17 protein-coding genes are annotated in these 20,535 nt (G+C 61.9%); 7 read left to right on the forward strand and 10 right to left on the reverse strand.

Annotation, left to right across the window (positions count from 1 at the left end; translation table 11 throughout):
* Positions 1 to 59: 59 nt before the first annotated feature.
* Positions 60 to 860 (reverse strand): SDR family NAD(P)-dependent oxidoreductase, encoded by an 801-nt coding sequence (locus tag EJ079_RS00925; RefSeq protein ID WP_127271331.1) that lies wholly within the window; start codon positions 858 to 860, stop codon positions 60 to 62.
* 165 nt (positions 861 to 1,025) lie between these two features.
* On the opposite strand from EJ079_RS00925, the gene EJ079_RS00930 reads away from it, so the two are divergent.
* The 6 genes from EJ079_RS00930 (at position 1,026) to EJ079_RS00955 (ending at position 7,446) form a co-directional block, all read left to right on the forward strand.
* Complete coding sequence (locus tag EJ079_RS00930) at positions 1,026 to 1,886, forward strand: DeoR/GlpR family DNA-binding transcription regulator (RefSeq protein WP_127271648.1); 861 nt, start codon at positions 1,026 to 1,028, stop codon at positions 1,884 to 1,886.
* A gap of 39 nt (positions 1,887 to 1,925) precedes the next feature.
* On the forward strand, positions 1,926 to 2,726 hold the full coding sequence (locus EJ079_RS00935; RefSeq protein ID WP_023809131.1) for a BtpA/SgcQ family protein: 801 nt from the start codon (positions 1,926 to 1,928) through the stop codon (positions 2,724 to 2,726).
* 162 nt (positions 2,727 to 2,888) lie between these two features.
* A complete protein-coding gene (locus EJ079_RS00940) occupies positions 2,889 to 4,409 on the forward strand; it encodes an FGGY-family carbohydrate kinase (protein WP_127807818.1) in 1,521 nt (506 codons plus the stop codon).
* The gene (locus EJ079_RS00945) at positions 4,409 to 5,038 is read left to right on the forward strand and encodes an HAD family phosphatase (RefSeq protein WP_127807819.1); all 630 of its coding nucleotides are present in this window, start codon (positions 4,409 to 4,411) and stop codon (positions 5,036 to 5,038) included. The genes EJ079_RS00940 and EJ079_RS00945 overlap by 1 nt, the downstream gene beginning before the upstream one ends.
* Before the next feature lie 153 nt (positions 5,039 to 5,191).
* The gene (locus tag EJ079_RS00950) at positions 5,192 to 6,178 is read left to right on the forward strand and encodes a sugar kinase (protein ID WP_127807820.1); all 987 of its coding nucleotides are present in this window, start codon (positions 5,192 to 5,194) and stop codon (positions 6,176 to 6,178) included.
* A complete protein-coding gene (locus tag EJ079_RS00955) occupies positions 6,178 to 7,446 on the forward strand; it encodes a D-tagatose-bisphosphate aldolase, class II, non-catalytic subunit (RefSeq protein ID WP_127807821.1) in 1,269 nt (422 codons plus the stop codon). The genes EJ079_RS00950 and EJ079_RS00955 overlap by 1 nt, the downstream gene beginning before the upstream one ends.
* A 57-nt stretch (positions 7,447 to 7,503) precedes the next feature.
* On the opposite strand, the gene EJ079_RS00960 is transcribed toward EJ079_RS00955, so the two are convergent.
* Positions 7,504 to 8,850, reverse strand: coding sequence for an FAD-binding oxidoreductase (locus tag EJ079_RS00960; RefSeq protein WP_127807822.1), 1,347 nt, complete (start codon positions 8,848 to 8,850; stop codon positions 7,504 to 7,506).
* A gap of 1,076 nt (positions 8,851 to 9,926) precedes the next feature.
* On the opposite strand from EJ079_RS00960, the gene EJ079_RS00970 reads away from it, so the two are divergent.
* Positions 9,927 to 11,318, forward strand: a complete 1,392-nt coding sequence (locus tag EJ079_RS00970; protein WP_245481788.1) for a phospholipase D-like domain-containing protein — start codon at positions 9,927 to 9,929, stop codon at positions 11,316 to 11,318.
* Positions 11,319 to 11,404: 86 nt separating this feature from the next.
* Here the strand turns inward: EJ079_RS00970 and EJ079_RS00975 are convergent, their stop codons facing one another.
* The 8 genes from EJ079_RS00975 to EJ079_RS01010 form a co-directional block, all read right to left on the reverse strand.
* The gene (locus EJ079_RS00975; protein WP_127329069.1) at positions 11,405 to 12,445 is read right to left on the reverse strand and encodes a sensor histidine kinase; all 1,041 of its coding nucleotides are present in this window, start codon (positions 12,443 to 12,445) and stop codon (positions 11,405 to 11,407) included.
* Positions 12,442 to 13,929 carry an ATPase domain-containing protein gene (locus EJ079_RS00980; protein WP_127396836.1) on the reverse strand — a complete coding sequence of 496 codons (1,488 nt, stop codon included), beginning with the start codon at positions 13,927 to 13,929 and terminating at the stop codon, positions 12,442 to 12,444. The genes EJ079_RS00975 and EJ079_RS00980 overlap by 4 nt, the downstream gene beginning before the upstream one ends.
* A 286-nt stretch (positions 13,930 to 14,215) precedes the next feature.
* Positions 14,216 to 14,959 (reverse strand): amino acid ABC transporter ATP-binding protein, encoded by a 744-nt coding sequence (locus EJ079_RS00985; RefSeq protein WP_127807823.1) that lies wholly within the window; start codon positions 14,957 to 14,959, stop codon positions 14,216 to 14,218.
* Complete coding sequence (locus EJ079_RS00990) at positions 14,956 to 15,930, reverse strand: amino acid ABC transporter permease (RefSeq protein ID WP_127332355.1); 975 nt, start codon at positions 15,928 to 15,930, stop codon at positions 14,956 to 14,958. Before EJ079_RS00990 ends, EJ079_RS00985 begins: the two co-directional genes overlap by 4 nt.
* A 56-nt stretch (positions 15,931 to 15,986) precedes the next feature.
* On the reverse strand, positions 15,987 to 16,820 hold the full coding sequence (locus EJ079_RS00995; protein WP_127332357.1) for a transporter substrate-binding domain-containing protein: 834 nt from the start codon (positions 16,818 to 16,820) through the stop codon (positions 15,987 to 15,989).
* Positions 16,821 to 17,085: 265 nt separating this feature from the next.
* The gene (locus EJ079_RS01000) at positions 17,086 to 17,913 is read right to left on the reverse strand and encodes an alpha/beta hydrolase (RefSeq protein ID WP_127811247.1); all 828 of its coding nucleotides are present in this window, start codon (positions 17,911 to 17,913) and stop codon (positions 17,086 to 17,088) included.
* 2 nt (positions 17,914 to 17,915) lie between these two features.
* Positions 17,916 to 18,992 (reverse strand): LLM class flavin-dependent oxidoreductase, encoded by a 1,077-nt coding sequence (locus EJ079_RS01005; protein WP_127807824.1) that lies wholly within the window; start codon positions 18,990 to 18,992, stop codon positions 17,916 to 17,918.
* A gap of 27 nt (positions 18,993 to 19,019) precedes the next feature.
* Positions 19,020 to 20,531, reverse strand: coding sequence for an aldehyde dehydrogenase (locus EJ079_RS01010; RefSeq protein WP_127807825.1), 1,512 nt, complete (start codon positions 20,529 to 20,531; stop codon positions 19,020 to 19,022).
* Between the last annotated feature and the right edge of the window lie 4 nt (positions 20,532 to 20,535).

Here is a 20,535-nt window from a genome sequence, read left to right on the forward strand (position 1 = left end):
TTCACTTTTTTGGATGGCGCGTGCCAGCATCAGGATCCGGTTACAGCCGCCAAAAGCCGTCAGGTCATGTAGACGCCGCCGGTCACGTTGACGCCCTGGCCAGTCATGAAGCGGGCTTGATCCGAGCAGAGGAACACGACGACGTCGGCGACATCCTCCGGCAACTCGAGCCGGCCGAGCGGCGTCTGCGCGATATAGTCGGCGACCACCCGTTCGGGCGTGACCTGCCGCAGATGCGCCTCCCATTCGACTTCGCGCGATTGCATGCCGGTCTTGACGAACCCCGGGCAGACGGCATTGACGCGGATTCCCTTGGGCGCGAGCTCGCGGGCAAAGGCCTGCGTCCAGCCGAGCACGGCGAACTTGGATGCCGAATAATGCGCCAGGAGCGGCGCACCGACCTTCGCGGCAAGCGAGGCGGTGTTGACGATGCAGCCCGTGCCTTGCTTGACAAAATGCCGTCCAGCGATCTGATTTGCGAGGAATACCCCGCGCGCATTGACCGAGAAGTTGAAGTCCCACTCCTCGTCGGTCAGATCGAGCGCGTGCTGCATGGTGGACACGCCGGCATTGGCAATCAGGATATCGCAGCCGCCTAGCGCTTCCAGCACAGTGGCAAAGGCCGCCTCGACGGAATCGCGACGGCGAACATCGACCGTGACGGCGGCGGCACCGCCGCCAATCTCCTCGGCCGCCTTGCGCGCGGCGTCGGGATCCAGATCGCCGATCGCCACGGCGACACCCTGCCGCGTCAGGGCGGCCGCGATCGCGCGACCGATCCCCGCGCCGCCACCCGTCACAAAGGCACGCTTGCCCGCGAGTTCGGCAAGCACTGGAGGAATGACGGAGGCAGCCGGCATGGTCGTATTCTCTCTGCTTGGTGGCGGAACGCGTTCTGTTGATATCGAGATGCATACCAATAAATTCGAACACTGCAAACATATTTTTGTTTGAAAATGTTTGATCATGCGGTAGAGTCGAAGTTGCAGACCGCTTCGTCAGCGGCTTACCCACCGGATACATCGATGGCCGACGACACCGCCTCTCCCCTATCGTCCACGCATGGCGCACCGCGCGATGCCGATCGTCAGCGCCTTCTCGCGCACGATCGACAGGCACGCATCCTGGCTTTCCTGCGCCGCACGGGGTCGCTCACCGTCGCTGCGGCAGCGGCCGAACTCGCCGTTTCCGACATGACGATCCGCCGCGATCTGGTCGAATTGGAGCGCGAGGGCAGGCTTGTACGAATCCACGGAGGTGCGATCGAGGCGGACAACCCGCCGCTGGTCGCCATGGACAGTGAGGAGCCGAGTTTCGATTCGCGCTTGCGCCAGCGCCGTGACCCGAAGGCCGCGATTGCCGCCGCCGCGGCCGCCTTGGTTTCGGGATACCGCACGATCGCATTGGATGTCGGCACCACCACCTATCTGATGGCCGAGCACCTCAAGGACCTTCCGCACGCCAAGGTGTTCACCAACAGCCTCAGGATCGCGGCGGCGCTGAACGGCGGCGTGCCCGAAGTCTATGTTGCCGGCGGCCGTGTACGGGCCGACGAGATGTCGACCGGCGGGCCCGCGGCCATCGCCCAGTTCGAGGCGCTGTGGTTCGATGTCGCCGTGATCGGCGTCTCCGGCATCACGGCGGACGGCCTCTTCGACTATTCCTTCGATGATACCGATATGAAGCGCGCCTATCTGAGACGCTCAGGCACCAAGATCGTGCTCTGCGATTCCGCCAAATTCCTGCGCATGTCGCTGGTGCGGATAGCGCCACTGTCGGACATCGACATCCTCATCACCGATGCCGAGCCGCCGGCCAAGATCGCCGCGGCGCTCGCCGCGGCCAAGGTCGACCTGCGCATCGCGCCGCCGCTGACGCGCGACTGAGGCGCAACATTTTCACTTTATCCCCAAGGAGACGACTCGATGGTATTTGAATTTTTCGGCGACAAGAAGAAGGCTGTCATCTCGATGGCACATATCGGTGCCCTGCCGGGAACGCCCCTTTATGATGCCGATGGCGGCCTCGACAAGCTGATCGATGGCGTACTCTCCGACATCCGCAAGCTGCAGAGCGGCGGCGTCGATGCCATCATGTTCGGCAACGAGAACGACCGCCCCTATGTCTTCAAGGCGCCGCCCGAAGGTATTGCCGCCATGACTGCGATCGTCCAGGCGGTGAAACCCGAGCTGAAGGTGCCGTTTGGCGTCAATTATCTCTGGGATCCGACTGCCAGCGTCGCGATCGGGGCTGCCACCGGAGCCCGTTTCGTGCGCGAGATCTTCACCGGCCTGTTTGCTTCCGACATGGGCCTGTGGGAGCCCGATTGCGCCGCCGCCTCGCGCCTGCGGCACAATCTTGGCCGCGACGACATGAAGCTTCTCTTCAACATCAATGCAGAGTTCGCACACTCGCTCGACCAGCGTCCTATTGAATTGCGCGCCAAGAGCGCGGTGTTCTCGTCGATGGCCGACGCCATCCTCGTTTCCGGTCCGATCACTGGCCAGCCGGCCGACCAGTCCCACCTGCGCAGCGTCTGCGAGACGATCAAGGACGTGCCGGTCTTCGCCAACACCGGCGTGAACATCGACAATGTCCGCGATGTCCTTTCGCTGGCGAGCGGCGTCGTGATCGGGACCCATTTCAAGATCGATGGCAATACCTGGAACGCCGTCGACGGCGATCGGGTCAAACGCTTCATGGACGTTGTCGCCACTTTGCGCTGAGAACGGCTTCCACGGCGATGCCGGCCATCGCGCCGGCTCGCGGTGATCATATCGATCGTTGCGGGCCGGCGTCCGGAATGATCGACTGGTATCGAGCAGCGGGACACGACGAGGCAGACAGGTTCGCCCGCCTGCCCTTCCCGGCATTTCAATGGATTCGACATGGCGTTCGTTCTCGGTCTCGATATCGGCACCACCTCGACGATGGGCATTCTGATCCGGCTTCCCGATCAGGTGCTGGGCCTCGCCTCGCGCCCCGTCACGCTGCATTCCGAGCATGCGGGCTGGGCCGAGGAAGATCCCGCGCAATGGTGGACCAATGTCCGCGACATCGTGCAGGAGTTGCTGAGGACCAGCGGCATCAAGGCCGAAGAGATCGTGGCGATCGGCACCACCGGCATGCTGCCGGCGGTCGTTCTTCTGGACGACCAGGGCGAGGTGCTGCGACCGAGCATCCAGCAGAGCGACGGCCGCTGTGGCGCCGAAGTTGCCGAACTGCGGACCGAATGCGATGAGGCGGCTTTCATCGCCAAGGCCGGCAACGGCATCAACCAACAGCTGGTCACCGCAAAGCTGCGCTGGATAGAGCGTCACGAGCCGAAGGTGTTCAGCCGCATCGCCACCGTTTTCGGCTCCTATGACTATATCAACTGGCGCCTCACCGGTGAACGTGCGGTCGAGCAGAACTGGGCGCTGGAGGCCGGCTTCGTCGATGTTTCGACGCACCGGATCGACGACGACCTGGTGGCGCTCGCCCACATACCGCGCTCGGCCGTGCCACGAAAGATCGCCTCGCATGAGATCCTCGGCTCCGTCTCGGCGAAGGCCGCGGATGAGACCGGCCTGATGGCGGGAACACCTGTCGTCGGTGGTGCGGCCGACATGATCGCTTCCGCGCTCGGCGCCGGAGTTGCCAAAGCAGGCGATGTCCTCCTGAAATTCGGCGGCTCGGTCGATATCCTGATCGCCACCGATCAGATCAAGCCAGATCCCCGCATGTATCTCGATTACCACCTGGTGCCGGGCCTGTTCATGCCCAATGGCTGTATGTCGACCGGCGGCTCGGGCCTCAACTGGTTCGTACGCAATTTCGCCGGCGGCGAGATGGTCACGGCACAGGCCGATGGCATTTCGGTACACCAGCGGCTCGATGCGCTGGCGGCAGAGCGTCCCGCCGGTGCCGACGGCCTCACCGTCCTGCCCTACTTCCTCGGCGAGAAGACGCCGATCCATGATCCAGCGGCTCGTGGCGTGATCGATGGGCTGACGCTGTCGCACGATATCGGCCATGTCTGGCGCGCTTTGCTCGAGGCCTATGCCTTCGCCATCGCGCATCATATCGAGGTGCTCAACGACATGGGCCACCGGACCGAGCGCTATCTCGCCTCCGACGGCGGCTCAAGCAGCAAGGTCTGGATGCAGATTGTCGCGGATGTCCTGCAAAAGCCGGTCCAACGCCTGACCGGGCACCCCGGCTCTTGTATCGGCGCTGCCTGGACGGCGGCGATCGGCGTCGGCCTGACCGACGACTGGTCGGGCGTTTCCGGTTTCGTCAGCTTCGCCGACCGGCTCGATCCCGACCCACGCAAGGCTGACATCTACCGCGACGGCTATCGCCGCTATCGCGATCTTTATGCGCGCCTGTCGGCTCCTGGCGCGACCAGAGCGGGATCGTCATCGTGATGTATCGCGCCGTCGCCTGGGACATCGACGGAACGCTGATCGACAGCGAGCCGTTGCATCATCAATCCCTCCTCGCCGGCTGCCGCAACTGGAACGTCGATCTTGACGACCTGCCCGACCAAGCCTTTCGCGGCATCCATATGGGCGACGTCTGGACAACGCTGCGTCCGCGTCTCCCGGTCGGGCTCGACCAGGCGGAGTGGCTCGCCGCTATCAATGCCCACTACGTCGCGAACCGGGCGAACGCCGTCCCGATCCCCGAGGCGGTCGAGACGATTCGGACCCTGGCTGACCGCGGCGTCCCGCAGGTCTGCGTCTCGAATTCCGGCCGGCAAGTCGTCAATGCCAATCTCGATGCGCTCGGCGTGCTCGACCATATGAGTCTCACAATCAGCCTCGACGACGTGTCGGTCGGCAAACCCGACCCAACGCCCTATCGCGAGGCCTGCCGGCAGCTCGCCATAGCTCCAGGGTCCGTAGTGGCCGTGGAAGATAGCCGCACCGGTACCAAGGCAGCACGGGCCGCTGGTCTGTTCGTGGTCGGCTATCTCCCCAGCGGCGTCCTGCTCGGCGACGTCGATCTCAGCACCAACCGCCTGTCGTCGATCCTGGACCTGTTTCCCAGCTGAGGGTTTGCGCGTCGTTCCAAGTGTGCGCTTGACCATGCATGCAGGTTTGTAGCGTGATGGCAGCTGATCGATTCACATCGATCCGGTAGGAATCCTCTTGCGCCTCGGCGTCGTGAAACCGCGAACGACACCACACCCAGGATTGGACGCTTGATGAACGACCTCCCCCAAACACTTGCAGCGGACTCGCTCGGGCCAACCGTGACGATTGGAGAAATCCTGGTAGAGATCGTCGCGAGGCAGACCGGCACCGGTTTCCGGGAACCGATCGACCTCATTGGCCCCTTTCCGAGCGGCGCGCCCGCCATCTTCATCGATCAATGCGCGCGTATGGGCGGAGCGGCGGCAATGGTGGGCGTGGTGGGCGACGACGATTTCGGCGTGGTCAACATGGAGCGCCTGAAGCGGGACGGCGTAGACATTTCCGCCATCGCTGTTTCCGCGGATTATCCGACCGGCAGCGCCTTCGTTCGCTACCGCACGGACGGGAGCCGCGATTTTGTCTACAACATCGCCAAATCCGCCGCCGCCCGGCTGGAATGGACCCCGCAGGTCGAGGCGCTGATCGCGCGTTGCGGGCATATCCACGTCATGGGAACGGTGTTCGCAAGTCCCGCAGCCTGGGCGATCACCGAACGCGCGATCCCGCTGATCAAGGCACGCGGCGGCACGATGTCGCTCGATCCGAACCTGCGCAAGGAATTGCTGGCGCACGGCCAGACCGAGGAGAAATTCGCCGGCCTGGTGGACGAAGCGGACCTGCTGCTGCCGTCGGGCAATGAATTGTTCCTGGCCGCCGGCATGGACGGCGAGGAACGCGCAATCGAGGCGCTGTTCAGACGAGGGGTCAAGGAGATCGCCGTGAAGCGCGGCGAACATGGCGCGTCAGCCCGTCAAAGCACCGGAGCCCGCGCCGATTGCCCCGGCCTCATCGTCGAGGAAACGGACCCCACCGGCGCCGGCGACTGTTTCGGGGGAGCCTATGTCGCATGCCGGCGGCTGGGGATGGCGCTGCAGACGGCGCTCGAATTCGCCAACGCGGCAGGGGCGCGCAACGTCACACGCCTCGGTCCCATGGAGGGAGCCGGCACGCCGGCCGAGCTGGAAGATTTCATGGCAAGAACGGCGAGAAGAAATTGATGCGTGTGGCGATCGACGATTTGCCGGACCTGCACAGGGACGGGAAGAAAATCGGGGTGACCTCGGTGTGTTCGGCGCACCCATTGGTGCTGAAAGCCGCACTGCGCCACGGGCGGGAAACCGGCACCACCGTCCTGATCGAGGCGACGTGTAATCAGGTCAATCATCTGGGTGGTTATACGGGCATGACGCCGGCCGATTTCGCGGCGATGGTGGAAGCGCTCGCGGCAGCCGAGCAGTGCCCGCAAGAGCTGATCGTGCTTGGCGGGGATCATCTCGGCCCCAATCCCTGGAGAGACCGGCCCGCCGAGGAGGCGATGGCGCAGGCCGGGACGATGATCGATGCCTATGTCCGCGCCGGCTTCCGCAAGATCCACCTCGATGCCTCGATGGGCTGCGCGGGTGAACCGGCGGCGCTAGACGACCACACGGTGGCCGGGCGCGCGGTCAGGCTGGCGGGCGTCGCGGAGCAGGCGGCAGCGCAGAGCGGCGGGGCCAACCCGGTCTACATCATCGGCACGGAGGTGCCGCCGCCCGGCGGCGCCGATCACGCTTTGGATGCGATCACCCCGACCAGTCCGGAGGCCGCTCGCCAGACACATGCCATTCACGCCCAGGCATTCCAAACCGCCGGGCTTGAAAGCGCATTTTCCCGCGTCATCGGGCTTGTCGTGCAGCCGGGCGTGGAGTTCGGCAACCAGAATGTGATTTTCTACGATCGGACCAAGGCCAGCGACCTGGCGGCAACTCTGAGCACATTGCCGTCGCTCATTTTCGAAGCTCATTCGACGGACTATCAGGGCGAGAGGCCGCTGCGTGAACTCGTCGAGGACGGCTTCGCCATCCTCAAGGTCGGCCCCGAGCTGACCTTCAAACTGCGCGAGGCGCTGTACGCGCTCGACCTGATCGCTTCCGACCTGGTGCCTGGCTATGGCGAGCGGCCGCTTTACCACGCCATGGAAGAGCAGATGCAAGCCACCCCCAAGAATTGGGCAAGCCACTATCATGGAAGCGATGCCGACAAGCGGACGCTGCGCCACTACTCCTATTCCGATCGCATCCGATATTATTGGGCGATCCCGCAAGCCCGTGCCGCCTGCAACCGTCTCTTCGATACGTTGAACGGCCGCAAGGTGCCGGTGACGCTGTTTCTCCAGCACCTGCCTTCTGCAGTCACATGGGCTGACCGCGCCTGCGACGTCGAGGAGATCGCGATCGGTCACGTCCGGCGGAGCATCGAGGCCTACGCCGGGGCATGCGGCACCTGAACCCTTCGTCCGGTTGTTCAAGGCCAGAGCGGATGGGCTGGCGGGCGGCAGGAACGCTTACAGCGATGGCCCCAATCGGATCGGACTGCCGTCGCTGAAACGGGATTGACGGAACCTGTAGAGATTGTGCCCGGTCTCGTTGCCTTGGACGAGGTCGGACAGCACACGGCCAATGCCGGGTCCGATGCCGAAGCCGTGACCACTCATCCCGGTCGCTATGACGAGACCTGGGATCGCAGCGGCGCGATCGACGATGGGCACGACATCAGGCATCGCATCGATCATGCCCGCCCAGCTCGCCTTGATCGGCACAGTCGTGAACTGAGGGAAAAGCTCCCTGAACCCGCGGTCGATGGCGCGAAGCGCCGACGTCTCGGGAGCGGGATTGAGGACCCGCATCCGTTCGAAAGGGCTTTCTTCATCCGCGTTCCATCTGCGCGGCGTCGACCAGCCATCCGGGTATCCTCGCGGCGCGGCCGGCAGGTAGCGCGTGCCGAAGGGATTGGCCATCAGGGCGCTGAAATATTTGCCCGCATGGCGAAATGCGTCCGGCCCTATGTAGAGTTGGCTACTGCCTCCCGATGCGAGCGTATACCCGCCATCCTGCCTGCGCCGGAAAGCGATGCATTCATCCGCGGCGGCACCGGTGTGGATTTCCGGCATCGGTGCTGTCGCGGCGACGGTCGCCCTGACGCTGAGCTGCGGAATCGAGATGCCGTGGGCGCGCAGAAAGAGCGACGTCCACGCGCCGCTGGCGACGACGACGCTCGAGGTCGCGATGTGCCCTTTCTCGGTCCAGACGCCACTGATGCGTCCCGCGGAGATGTCGAGCATACGTGCCGCGCAATTCTCGATGATCGTCACACCTTCGCGGGCCGCCAGGCGAGCAAGCGCGGGCACCGCGACCCAAGGTTCCGCCCGCATGTCCGATGGGGTGATCATTGCCCCTTTGAACGGTCGCGACATGGCAGGGATCAGGCTTGCCAACTCACCTTGGTCGAGGAGACACGTGTCGACGCCATGAGCCTGGGCAATATCGAGAAACTTGGCGAAACCGGCCATCTCCTTGTCTGTCCGCGCAAGATAGGTAACGCCCGTCTGCTTCAGTCCTATGTCCTCGCCACATTCCTGCGCCAGTTGCCGCCAGAGGCGCTGCGCTTCGATGACGATCGGCAGTTCGTCGGCATCGCGGCCTTGCTGCCGGATCCAGCCCCAATTGCGCGAGGATTGCTCGGCGGCGATGCGGCCCTTTTCCAGCAGCGTCACCGAGACGTTCCGTCGCGCCAGGAACAGTGCCGTGCTCACGCCAATGACCCCGCCGCCGATGATCACGACGTCCGAAGTCTTCGGCAGGGGCTGCTGGAACTGGATCGGGGTGGCTTCGGTGAAGGGGAAGATTGTCAAAGAGCACCGTCCTTCTTGGTATGCTGCGGCGACATCCGGTCCACGCTGGCAGCGAGATCTGGGCAGCGATATCTGGCCGCCGTGAAATGTCGATACCACGCGAGGAGATTGATCGTCAGCTAGTGCTTGCCGACAAGGACGGCGGCAGATCGCGGGTTTGGAAGAGCCCTGGACAATGAGTCCTGAAACCGCCGGCCTGGCGAGTGTTGCAAGCAGTTCCCGAGAAATCGTTGGCGAGCATGCTTATTCGCAGGCCGGCCCAACTGGTCTGAACCTTGAGCGCGAAGGCCGGAATGCAATAGGTATCACAAAACCGCCAAAATGGCTCAAGGGCCAGAGCAATTCCGTAAATTCGTCCAACCAATCAATTACTTACAGGAAAAACCCGATGGTACCGTTGGCTGGGATCACTCAGCCCGTCACTAGCTGTTTTTGTTACATTTTCCATCTTGCCGGGTGTCGTTTGTATCACAATACGTATCACAATAGGTAACACGATCTCGGCAGCGGATATTCCGCCGGCGACACGGACAGACGCACCTTGCATCGCGTACGAGGCTGCGCAATTTTTGCAAAAGCAGGAACATAGCTGCATCGCCCAAGTTAAATACCGACGGCATTGGACCACGAATTCATTTTCGCATTTTCCAGGCTGCCAGAATGCTCCGGGATTTTTGATGCTCGAACGAATGGGCAGGACAATGTATCGCTGTCACAATGGCACGCTCGATTTTGGAACGGAGCTTTTGACGAACCCTACACGATCGACTAGTTGGCCGAGAAGGTCCGAATGGTGCTCGATCGAAAGTAACGACTGGCCAGAGGCGATGTACTCAAGTGGCCTACCCATAAGCCACTGTAGGCACGGCGGGGCGGTATGATGCCTCATGGGAACCAGGGGCACTGCCGCGAGTTCTTTGGAATGGCAAACCATACGGTCACAAGCGTGCTTACCTCAATTGGCACATTGACCTCTCGTCCCGCTGCGTTCCTGATCTTGTTGGCTTACGCAATTCTTTGGATGATCTTCGAGCGACAGAGCTTGGATTGGCACGGAGCCGCAATCACGCGGATCGATGATGAAGAGCCCGAGGAGATCGAAAAGCATCGCCATCGCCAGCAGCGGGGCGATTGACGTGCAGCCTTTCGGTTCCGTCGCGTCAGGCGCCCGCAAGAAGACCTCCGGCATTGAGCTTTGGCGAAAGGTGCTCATCTATCTGGCCATCGCCACCATGGCCAGCCTGCTCACGGTGTTGATCATAAATCTTACTCCAGAGCCGCGCGTTCTACGATCAATCGTCCCCCATCGGTTCGACGCTACGGATCCCCAATTTTCCGAGACGATGAGCAGCTATTCGCAAGGGCAGATGTTCGATTCCAATGCGGTCCAAACTCTCATCAACGGAGACGAAATATTTCCGTCTATGCTGCAAGCAATCGGGACGGCTCGATCCAGCGTCGACATGGAGACATATATTTATTGGTCAGGAGCCATCGGCTACGAGTTCGCGATCGCATTGGCGGCGAAGGCCAGCGAAGGCGTCGAAGTCCGTGTGAACGTCGACTGGGTTGGCAGCCTTCCCTTCGACGAGGACTTGATCCACATCATGACCACTGCCGGTGTGAAGTTCGAACGCTATCGGCCTTTACGCTGGTATACGTTGGACCGTGTAAACAACCGAACTCATCGCAAGCTGCTGATCGTCGATGGCCGGATAGCATTCACTGGCGGCGCCGGCATTGCCGATAATTGGCGCGGGAACGCACGCAACTCAAATGAATGGCGCGACACGCACTACCGGATCGAAGGACCCGCCGTGTCCGCATTCCAAGCGGCGTTCGCGGAAAACTGGCTTGAGACGACCGGCGAGACATTGCAGGGCGGAAAGTTCTACCCTGCAGTTGCGCCCGCTGGTGGGCTCGATGCCCAGTTGATACTTTCTTCGCAGCCAAACGGCTCGGAGAACATGGAGTTGATGATGTTGGCAGCACTAGCCGCGGCCAAGGATCATCTGCGCATCGGCATGGCCTACTTCGTGCCCGACGACATAGCCCTGCAGCAGATTCTTGATGCAAGGAAGCGAGGCGTCTCGGTCGATGTCATCGTTCCCAATTGGCTGACGGATGTGCCCATAGTGCGAAAGGGTTCACGTTATTTCTGGGGCGAATTGCTCAAAGCCGGTGTGCGCATTTTTGAGTTTCAACCCACAATGTACCACCCCAAGCTTTTGATCGTCGACGATGTCTGGGTGAGCGTTGGCTCGGCCAATCTGGATGAGCGTTCCTTGCGCCTCAACGATGAGGCCAGTCTGAACGTCTACGGCATGGAATTCGCGCGAACGCAAATAGACATCTTCAACGAGGACCTGAAACGATCAAGGCAAGTCAGGCTGGAAGAGTGGCAAGCACGTCCGGTGAGCGAAAAGGTCACCGACTACTTTGCCAGCAGGCTACGCTCCCAGCTCTAATAGTGTGGAGATGCAAAGTCCCCGCGATTGCTCGCCAGATAGGCCTTTTGCCGCCAATAGGGCGCCCCCGAAACGGCCCGCGCAGACTAGTAGGCAGGGACAAGCCTGGTGTCCCGAAGGGGCAAGTCCATTGCAAATCTTAACCCCTTGGGGTGGTATTGCAGCTCAACCTTTGCGTCGCACTGCACGGCGACAACCCTCTCTAGCAAGGTTGTGCCAAAACCACTTCGCTGGGGCGGGTGCACCTCAGGGCCATCGCGTTCACGCCAGTCAAGATGAACCACTTGAGCATTTTTGAATTGCGCCACCGACCAGCGTACCTCAAGCCGTCCCCGAGGCCAGGACAACGCTCCGAATTTCGACGAATTCGACGCCAGCTCATGGAAAGCCATGCCCACGGGTATTGCGAGATCCGCGACAAGCGCGACATCAGGCCCTTCCAAGAGAATGCGTGACCTGTCCGTCGTGTCGTAATGCCGAAGCTCGGTTTCCAGCAATTTGTGCAGAAATGCGGTCTGCCAATAATCATCTGTCAGCATCGAATGGGTGTCAGCCAGAGATACCAGCCTGGCCGAGAAATTGCGCACGAAATCATCCACATTGCTGCTTGAGCGGGCTGTTGCCCCCATCATCGCTCTCACATTAGCGAGAGTATTCTTGACGCGGTGATGAAGCTCCCGGATCAACAGCTTCTGACGATGCGCCACTTCCTCTTTGTGCTCGAGCAAGGATTTGACTTCGAGCTGCCGCGTGCGGGCGCGCAGCGCGGAACGCACGGAGTTGGCTAGACTTGATGCCAGAAACGGCCGCTCCAGAACGATGAGATAGCGGTCGAGAAATCTCAGCCGCTCGTCGAACTCAGCGCCACGCATCGTGAGCAGAACGATCGGAAAATCAGACCAGGCCGGCTGGCTTTCAAGCCAGGCGGCGAATGGATTGCGATCCGAAGTGAGCAATGCTTCTTCTGCAACGACTAGGCACTGTGCCATATCCAGCAGCGGCAACGTCTCAGCAAGAGTGCTGCAGATATGCGTTACAATGCCCTTCGACGCGAGGATTGATGCCGCGATTTTTGCATCACGGCCGGTCGGTGAGAGGATGAGCACTCCGGGATCCGTTGCCATCACGATGATTTATCTTTGAGAAGATCGCCCTGCTTGCCCTGATAGGAGGGCACCCCCGTCAGGATGCCTCGGAACTGTTCAAGAGGTTCCCCCACGGCGAGGCCGGCGGGGCTGATCTTGAATTCGCGAATGGTGTCTTCATGGGCGCCGACGCGCTTTTTCACTACTGAGATCGCGCGCCTCAACCTCCCGTCATTCTCAAAGAAGCGCAACAACATGACCGAATCGCAGAGGTATGTCATGTCCACGGGCGCCACCATTTGCCCGAGCAATCCGTGGTTGGCGAGCAGAAGGATTGTGACGACGCCTTTTTGATTGAGGTAGGTAAGGATCTCGTGCATTTGCAACACCAGATGCTGTTCCTCGGACATCGCATTCAAGTAGCCGGTTAGGCTGTCGATCACCACAAGCCGCGCATTCGAATGGTCCACGGCGGCTTGGATCCGAGACGACAGCTCTCCGGGTGACAGTTCAGCAGGCTCGACTTTCTCCAGGAGAAGCATGTCACTCTTGATGAACGGTTCCAGGTCCAATCCAAGCCCGGCTGCGCGCGCCAGGAAGATACGCTTCGTTTCATCGAAAAGAAGCACCAGCACCGTCTCGCCGCGCAAAAGCGCGGCGTGGCAGAATGTTGAAGCAATCGTAGACTTGCCTACACCTGATGGCCCGATCAACAAGGTGCTGGTGCCTCGTGACAGCCCGCCGCCCAATAGATTGTCGAGGGAAGTGCCACTTATGGCTGGCGGGCCCTGCTTCCCTTCGTCGTGTTCGCCGGCCACGAGCCGGGGGAAGACCGATACCCCACCTGGCCGGATGACAAAGTCATGGTATCCGCCACGAATTTCCACACCTCTCATCTTGATGACCCGCAAGCGGCGGCGTTCCCCCCCATACACGGGTGACAGCTGCTCCATGCGAATGACCCCATGGCTGATAGAATGCAGGTTCAAATCGTCAAATTCGGCGGTCAGGTCGTCAAGGAGCAGAACCGTTGCGTCGTTAAGAAGGAAGAAGCTCTTCAACGCCAGCACCTGCCGCCGGTAGCGCAAGGAGCCCTGGGATAGGAGGCGTATCTCCGACAGGGAGTCGAAAACGACACGATCCGGCTTAAGACGGCCTATTTCATCCAGTGCGGATTGGACCGTTTCACCCAGTTCAAGGTCGGAGGAGTGCACCAGTGTCTGGCGTTGAGACGGATCGAGGCTGAGCTCCGGGGGTACCAGTTCCAGAATGTCTACGCCGTCTAGTGACATCCCATGACGATTGGCGACCGACAGAAGTTCACGCTTGCTCTCGGAAAGTGTGATGTAAAGGCACCTGTCTCCGTTCTGTGCGCCGTTGATCAGAAACTGCAGCCCGAGCGTCGTCTTGCCGGATCCAGGCCTGCCCTCGATCAGGTGTGACCGGTATTTGGCATAACCACCTCTCAGGATGTAATCGAGACCCTCGACGCCAGAAGTGATCGGTGATGCATCATCTGTTTCCAAAGTGCCCTCTCGCGCGGACCAGGACCACCGTAACGGCCAGGATTTTCAATGGTTCCCCGGCTGACTTGCAAGGCATCGGCAACACTGTGGGTACGCAAAATCCGGCGCCTACCGCATCGATATTGTTGAGCAGCTTGGTGATTGGCATTGAGGCTAGCAAAGCGTCCGACGTCAGCGTCGCGCTGGCAGACACGATCCGCAAGGATCGGCGGCACCCGCGCGCTGCTGGTTGAGGAAAGGCACGGGCCGTTCGTCCAGCGCATCCACGCAGCTTTTTTCTGGAAGTTTAATGCTTCAGTATCTGGCTGAGGAACAACTTGGTTCGATCATGGCGCGGGTGGCCGAAAAACCCGTCGGGCGTGCCCTCCTCGACAATCTGCCCAGCGTCCATGAAGATCACCCGGTCGGCAACCGCACGCGCAAAACCCATCTCATGCGTCACACACACCATGGTCATGCCGTCCCGAGCCAATCCCGTCATCGTCTCTAGCACCTCGGAGACCATTTCCGGATCGAGGGCGGAGGTCGGCTCATCGAACAGCATGACAGCCGGTTCCATGCACAGGCTGCGGGCAATCGCCACGCGCTGCTGCTGTCCGCCGGACAGCTGGATGGGGAACTTGTTCGCCTGCTCGGGAATGCGGACCCGCTCAAGGAACTTCAGTGCGGTCTTGCGCGCCTGCTTTTCCGATACGCCCTTCACCCACATTGGGCCGGCCATGCAGTTCATCAGCACCGTCATGTGCGGAAACAGGTTGAAGTGCTGGAAGACCATGCCGACGTTGGAGCGCACGGCGGCAACGTTGGTCATCTTGCCATGTAAGGCAACGCCGTTGACGACGATGTCGCCCTCTTGATGCGCCTCCAGGCGATTGAAGCAGCGGATGAGCGTTGATTTGCCGGAACCCGAGGGCCCGCAGATCACGATCCGCTCGCCCTTGTGGACGATCAGGTTGATGTTCTTCAGCGCCTGGAATTTGCCGTACCATTTGGAAACGGACTTGGCTTCAATGATGGCCGGAGCGCTCATCGCACCTTGCTCCTGTGGTAATGCCGTTCGATCCGCGATTGGACCAGTTCGAGGCAGATCGACAGCATCCAGTAGATCATGGCTGCCGAGATCAGCATCTCCATGTGCTGGAAGGTCTTCTGTCCGAGGGTGCGCGCCAGGAACATCAGCTCCCACACGCCGATGACCGAGACCAGCGAGGAATCCTTCAGCATCGAGATGAACTGGTTGCCCGTTGGCGGAATGATGACCGGCAATGCCTGCGGCAGGATGATGCGACGCATGGTCAGCGTGAAGCCGAAGCCCATGGAGCGCGACGCCTCCCACTGGCCGCGATCGATGCTCTGTATGCCGGAGCGGAAGATCTCGGTCATGTAGGCGCCGTAGCAGAGCGATAGCGCCAGGATGCCGGCCGGAACCGCATCAATGACAAAGCCGAGCTGCGGCAGCCCGAGATAGATCAGATAGACCTGCATGAGTAGCGGCAGGCCGCGGAAGAAGGAGGTGTAGAAGCTGGCGATGGCGTAGGCGAAGCCATTGCTGGAAAGCTTGGCCACCGCACCGGCGACGGCGATGACGGAAGCGATAACGATCGAAATGGCCGAGACGTAGAGTGTGGTGACAACGCCCTGGCTAATCAGGAACGGCAGCTTCTCCCTGATAAAGGGCAGGCTGAGATGGAACGTTTCGAAGAAGGCGATGAACAGGAGCAGCAGTTCGAGCCAGACGATGCCGATCTGGAACTTGAGCGGCGCGAAGCCGATCAGCACGACGTTCAAGGTGAAGATCACCGCTATGGCGAAAGCAATGGCAAAGCGGCCGTAGAAGCCACTCACCGACGGTTCGCCGATCACGGGGCGCATTAGTTCGGCAAAGCTGGTGCTCGACATGTTGAAAGCCATGAAGAGAAGCAGAACGACGCCGAACATCGTAGCCACGAACCAGGGTTTGTGGACGAGGATTTCGGCTTCGACGGTATCGGGATAGAGCATCTTTGAGCACCGGCTGTTCGGCGGCCTGCCGGGGGGCAGGCCGCCTTTGAAAGGGGCTAGTTGGTCTTCGAATAATCCTGCCCGTACCACTTTTCGGAGAGCTTGCTCAGCGTGCCATCCTCCTTCATCGCTTTCACGGCGTCGCCGATCTTGGCGGAGAGTTCGGGATCGCCGCGTTCGATGGCAATCGCCAGCGGCTCGTAAAACACCGGATCGCCTAGTTGCTTGATCGGGTAGCCGGCCTTCTCGGCGTCGAGGATCGACGGTAGCGAAGAGACCACCGCGTCCAGGCGCACGCCGTCGCCGAGGCGGAGGTCGTCAAAGGCGGTCGTCGAATTCTCGTAGGAGCGGACCTCCTTCGGGTTGAGCTTGTACTCGAATGGCGGCGCGCCGGCGGCGTCGAGCGTCAGATCCTTCTTGGCATAGGCCTCGAAGGTGGAGGTACTGGTGGCGCCGACCACCTTGCCGTCGAGATCTGCCAGCGTCTTGGCCTTGCTGTCCTTGTGCACGGCAACGGCCGCCGGCGTGTAATAGTAGACCGCCGGAAAATCGAAGATCTCGGCGCGTTTCTTGGTCGGCGTCATCGAGCCGGCATGCATGTCCCAGCGCCCCGCCCAATGGCCGGCGGTGATGATGTCCCAGCCGGGCGTGATGAACTCGACCTTGACGCCGAGGTGCTTGCCGATGGCCTTGGCGACGTCGACATCGAAGCCGTCCAGCTCGTTGCTGGAATTCACGAAGGACTGCGGCGCCCAGTTGGCATCGGTCGCCACCTTGAGCGTGCCGGCCGCCAAAACGCGGTCGAGCACCGCGCCTGCGTGAGCAGGATATGCGCCAAGCGCAAGCGCCATCGCGGCCAACGTCAGCTGTGGTCTGTTCCAGAATGTCATATCCGTATTCCCCTGTTGTTGTTCAGTTCCTTGCAGTCACTTCCGTTCAGCCGGTCATGACGTCCCAATTTCGTGCCGACCTGGTCGGCGTCCTCTCCCAAAGGCCCGCCGATTTAGCGACGTCGTGGCCGGTCCGGTCTTCCGATGTCGCGGAGGATGTTTGCCGTCGCCATTCCCCCGATCACAGGGAAGGTCTCGGCCCGCTCCCTGCGAGGTGTCGTGCAGCCAGTGATGTCCGGCGTTCGCTTTCGCATCGCGAAGGCTGCTATTCATCGGCGCCGCCCCCTTTCCCGCGGTCAGCGTCCATCAGGAAATCGCCCATCAGGGTGGCAACCCGAGCCGGCGCCTCGATCAGGATCGAATGACGAAGTCCGGGCAGGATGGCGAGTTGCGACCCTTGCACCTGTTCGTGCATCAGCCGTGCCATCCGCGGGCTGGAGCCCTGATCGTCCTCCCCGGTCACGATCAGCGTCGGGCAGGTGATGCGGTCGAGAATGCCGCCGAAATCGGTCTCGGCCAGAACGCGATAGGCGGCCGCATAGCAGTCGCGGTCGTTTTCAGCGTCACGCCGGCGCAACTCGGCGATGACCTCCGGGTTGCTGTCCTGAAAATCCTCCGTCAGCCAGCGCGACAGCGAGGCTGCATGATGCACTGAGGCATCGCTCGCCATCAGCGCCGCCAGCCGGCCACGCACCGCGTGCCGTTCCTCGGGCGTGCGGCCGGCGACCGTCGACAGCAACACCAGTTTTTTCAGGCGCTCGGCATGCGTCAGCGACAGGCGCTGTGCGATCAGGCCACCCAGTGAAAACCCGGCCAGATGGAAGGTGGCAAACCCGACATGGTCGGCCAGCGCCAGCGTTTCCTTGACGAAATCATCGATCTCGTAACGGCCCTTGATCCGGCTGGAGCGGCCATGGCCGCGCAGGTCGAAGGTGAGAACCGAGAAGCGATCTTTCAGTTGGCCCGCCACGCCACTCCAGGCTTCGAGATAGGAGCCGACTCCATGGATGCAGACCAGCGGCAACCCACCCTCACCCTCAAGGCGCCAGTTGAGCAGTACGCCCTCGACATCGAGCTGGCCGGAGCGCGCCATGGTCACGCCCTCGCCGCCTGGCGCGCCCTTTCGCGCTCGCGCGCGGCGAAGACCGGCATCACCTCGTCGACCCACAGCTTGATCGTCTTCTTCTGCAGCTCGAACGGCAGGTTGAACGTCAGGCCGAGGCAGTACTGGTCAACGCCCGCGGCTTCATAGTCGAGCAGCTTCTCGATCACCTCGTCGGGCGTGCCGAACATCAGGTTGCGACGGATGTTCTCGGGATTGTAATTGTCTTTGCCCTTGACGCTCTCGTAGGGGATAGCTTCGGGAAAGCCGTTTTGCACGGTGCCGATGTTCTGGAACAGGTTCTCGAACGCGCGGCCATAGTCAATGGCATGCCCGACCGCGATCTCCCAGTCGTGCGCTCGTTCGTAGACGCAGGTGCGCCGCTGCATCATCAGGCGCGGGCGCGGCACCTCTGGATGATCGGCGACGGCCTTGCGGAATTTCTCGCCGAGCACGGCGATCTCGGCCGCCGGCGCCGACAAGGGCGTCGACAGGATCGAAGCGCCGATGCCGACCGCCCAGTCGAAGGTTCCCGGGTCCCGCGCGGCCACCCAGATCGGCGGATGCGGCGTCTGCAGCGGCTTCGGCACGCCGGCGGCGAGCGGGAACTTCCAGTAATCGCCGTCATGGGCATAATCCTGTGCCCACAGCTTCTTCACCGCCGGCACCAGCTCCTTCAGATAGGCAACGCCTTCCTGCTGCGGCATGCCGCCGGCCATGCGGTCGAACTCATATTGGTACGAACCGCGCGCGATGCCGAACTCCAGCCGCCCGCCGGTCAGGTGATCACAAAGTGCCGCCTCCCCTGCCAACCGGATCGGGCTCCAGTAGGGCGCGACCAGCGTCGAGGTGCCGAGGCGGATCTGCTCGGTATGCTGGGCAAGCCAGGTCAGCGTCATCAGGGGGTTGGGCGAGATCGTGCATTCGATCGTGTGATGCTCCGCCGTCCACAGCGTCTCGAAGCCACCCTCGTCGGCCAGGCGCGCCAACTCGAGGAGATTGCTCTTCACCTTCGACATCGGCATGTCGGGCGAGAAGCGTTCCATGGTCAGCGAAACGGCGAATTTCATGTCGGTCTCCCCAGTGCGTCGGGTTGGTCAGCGAAGGCGGATAATGAAGGGGTCCTGCATGGCGCCCGAGTAGTCGATGACGACGTTCTTCAGGCGCGAGAACTCCTCCATGGCGTCGAAGCCGCCGCGCCGCCCGTAGCCGCTCTCCTTGAAGCCGCCATTGGCGGACATGAAGGACGAGGCGCGGTAGGTGTTGATCCAGACGGTGCCGGCTTCGACATTCCTGGCGAAACGCAGCGCGCGGTTGATGTCCCGGGTCCAGATGCCGGAGGCGAGGCCATAGCGGGTGTCGTTGGCGAGACGGATCATCTGGTCTTCCGACGAGAACGGGATGACGCCGACGACAGGACCGAACAGCTCCTCCTGCATGAAGTCCATGCCGTTGTCGGCATCGGTCATCACGGTCGGCTCGAAGTACCAGCCGCCTGCAAGCTCATCCGCCTGCGGCCGCTTGCCGCCGGCCGCAATCCGCGCGCCCTGGCGCACGCCCGAGGCGACGTAGCCTTCCACCTTGGCGAGTTGCACCGACAGCGCCAGCGGTCCGACGTCGGTTTCCTCCAGCATCGGCAGCCCGACCCGCACGCGCCGCGTGCGTTCGACCAGCGCCTCGACGAACCGATCGTAGACGCTGGCCTCGACGAAACAGCGCGAACCGGCGACGCAGGTCTGCCCAGCCGCCGCGAACACACCGGACACGACGCCGTTGACGGCATGGTCGATGTCGACGTCGTCGAAGACGACATGTGGCGACTTGCCGCCGAGTTCCATCGAACAGGGGATGAGGTTCTCAGCCGCATTGGCGGCAATCCGCCGGCCCGTCGCCGTCGAACCGGTGAAGACGAATTTCGCGATGCCAGGGTGCCGGGTCAGCGCGTCCCCCGCCACGGCGCCGGTGCCGGTCACGACATTGACGACGCCGGCCGGGAAGCCGGCCTCCATGATCAGCTCGGCCAGCGCGAGCGTGGAGGCACTGGCATGCTCGGACGGCTTGACGACCACCGTGTTGCCGAGCGCCAGGCATGGCGCCAGCGTGCCGGTGAGCAGCATCAGCGGCGAGTTCCATGGCGTGATCATGCCGACGACGCCGATCGGCTCGCGCAGGTTGAAATTGAGCATGTCGAGCTTGTTGACCGGAATGGTGTCGCCGAGCAGCTTGTCGGCCATCCCTGCGAAATAGGTGTAGCTGTCGGGCATGGCGCGCATCTGCGCCCGCATTTCCTTGAGCAGCTTGCCGTTGTCACGGGTCTCGATCAGCGCCAACTCGTCGGCGTGCTCCAGCACCAGTTCCCCCAAACGGCGCACCAGCGTGCCGCGGTCGGTCTGGGTCATGCGTCGCCAGACTGGATTGGCAAAAGCTAGGCGCGCCGCCTCCACGGCCGCGCCGACATCCTCGGCATTGGCCTCTGCGAATTGGTACCAGGGCTTGCCGGTGGTCGGATCGAAACTGTCGATGTACTGGCTACCTTTCGGCGCCACGAACGCGCCGTTGATGAACAGGTTCTGGCGTGAGCCTTCGAGCGATTCGACCGTCGTTTTCATGCTG

It is taken from the genome of Mesorhizobium sp. M7A.F.Ce.TU.012.03.2.1 (assembly GCF_004006095.1).
Lineage (GTDB): Bacteria > Pseudomonadota > Alphaproteobacteria > Rhizobiales > Rhizobiaceae > Mesorhizobium.

Bases quoted from the DNA above. Each gene is read 5' to 3' on its own strand.
- EJ079_RS00925 (WP_127271331.1), bottom strand. From the start codon at position 860: ATGCCGGCTGCCTCCGTCATTCCTCCAGTGCTTGCCGAACTCGCGGGC.
- EJ079_RS00930 (WP_127271648.1), top strand. From the start codon at position 1,026: ATGGCCGACGACACCGCCTCTCCCCTATCGTCCACGCATGGCGCACCG.
- EJ079_RS00935 (WP_023809131.1), top strand. From the start codon at position 1,926: ATGGTATTTGAATTTTTCGGCGACAAGAAGAAGGCTGTCATCTCGATG.
- EJ079_RS00940 (WP_127807818.1), top strand. From the start codon at position 2,889: ATGGCGTTCGTTCTCGGTCTCGATATCGGCACCACCTCGACGATGGGC.
- EJ079_RS00945 (WP_127807819.1), top strand. From the start codon at position 4,409: ATGTATCGCGCCGTCGCCTGGGACATCGACGGAACGCTGATCGACAGC.
- EJ079_RS00950 (WP_127807820.1), top strand. From the start codon at position 5,192: ATGAACGACCTCCCCCAAACACTTGCAGCGGACTCGCTCGGGCCAACC.
- EJ079_RS00955 (WP_127807821.1), top strand. From the start codon at position 6,178: ATGCGTGTGGCGATCGACGATTTGCCGGACCTGCACAGGGACGGGAAG.
- EJ079_RS00970 (WP_245481788.1), top strand. From the start codon at position 9,927: ATGATGAAGAGCCCGAGGAGATCGAAAAGCATCGCCATCGCCAGCAGC.
- EJ079_RS00985 (WP_127807823.1), bottom strand. From the start codon at position 14,959: ATGAGCGCTCCGGCCATCATTGAAGCCAAGTCCGTTTCCAAATGGTAC.
- EJ079_RS00990 (WP_127332355.1), bottom strand. From the start codon at position 15,930: ATGCTCTATCCCGATACCGTCGAAGCCGAAATCCTCGTCCACAAACCC.
- EJ079_RS00995 (WP_127332357.1), bottom strand. From the start codon at position 16,820: ATGACATTCTGGAACAGACCACAGCTGACGTTGGCCGCGATGGCGCTT.
- EJ079_RS01000 (WP_127811247.1), bottom strand. From the start codon at position 17,913: ATGGCGCGCTCCGGCCAGCTCGATGTCGAGGGCGTACTGCTCAACTGG.
- EJ079_RS01005 (WP_127807824.1), bottom strand. From the start codon at position 18,992: ATGAAATTCGCCGTTTCGCTGACCATGGAACGCTTCTCGCCCGACATG.
- EJ079_RS01010 (WP_127807825.1), bottom strand. From the start codon at position 20,531: ATGAAAACGACGGTCGAATCGCTCGAAGGCTCACGCCAGAACCTGTTC.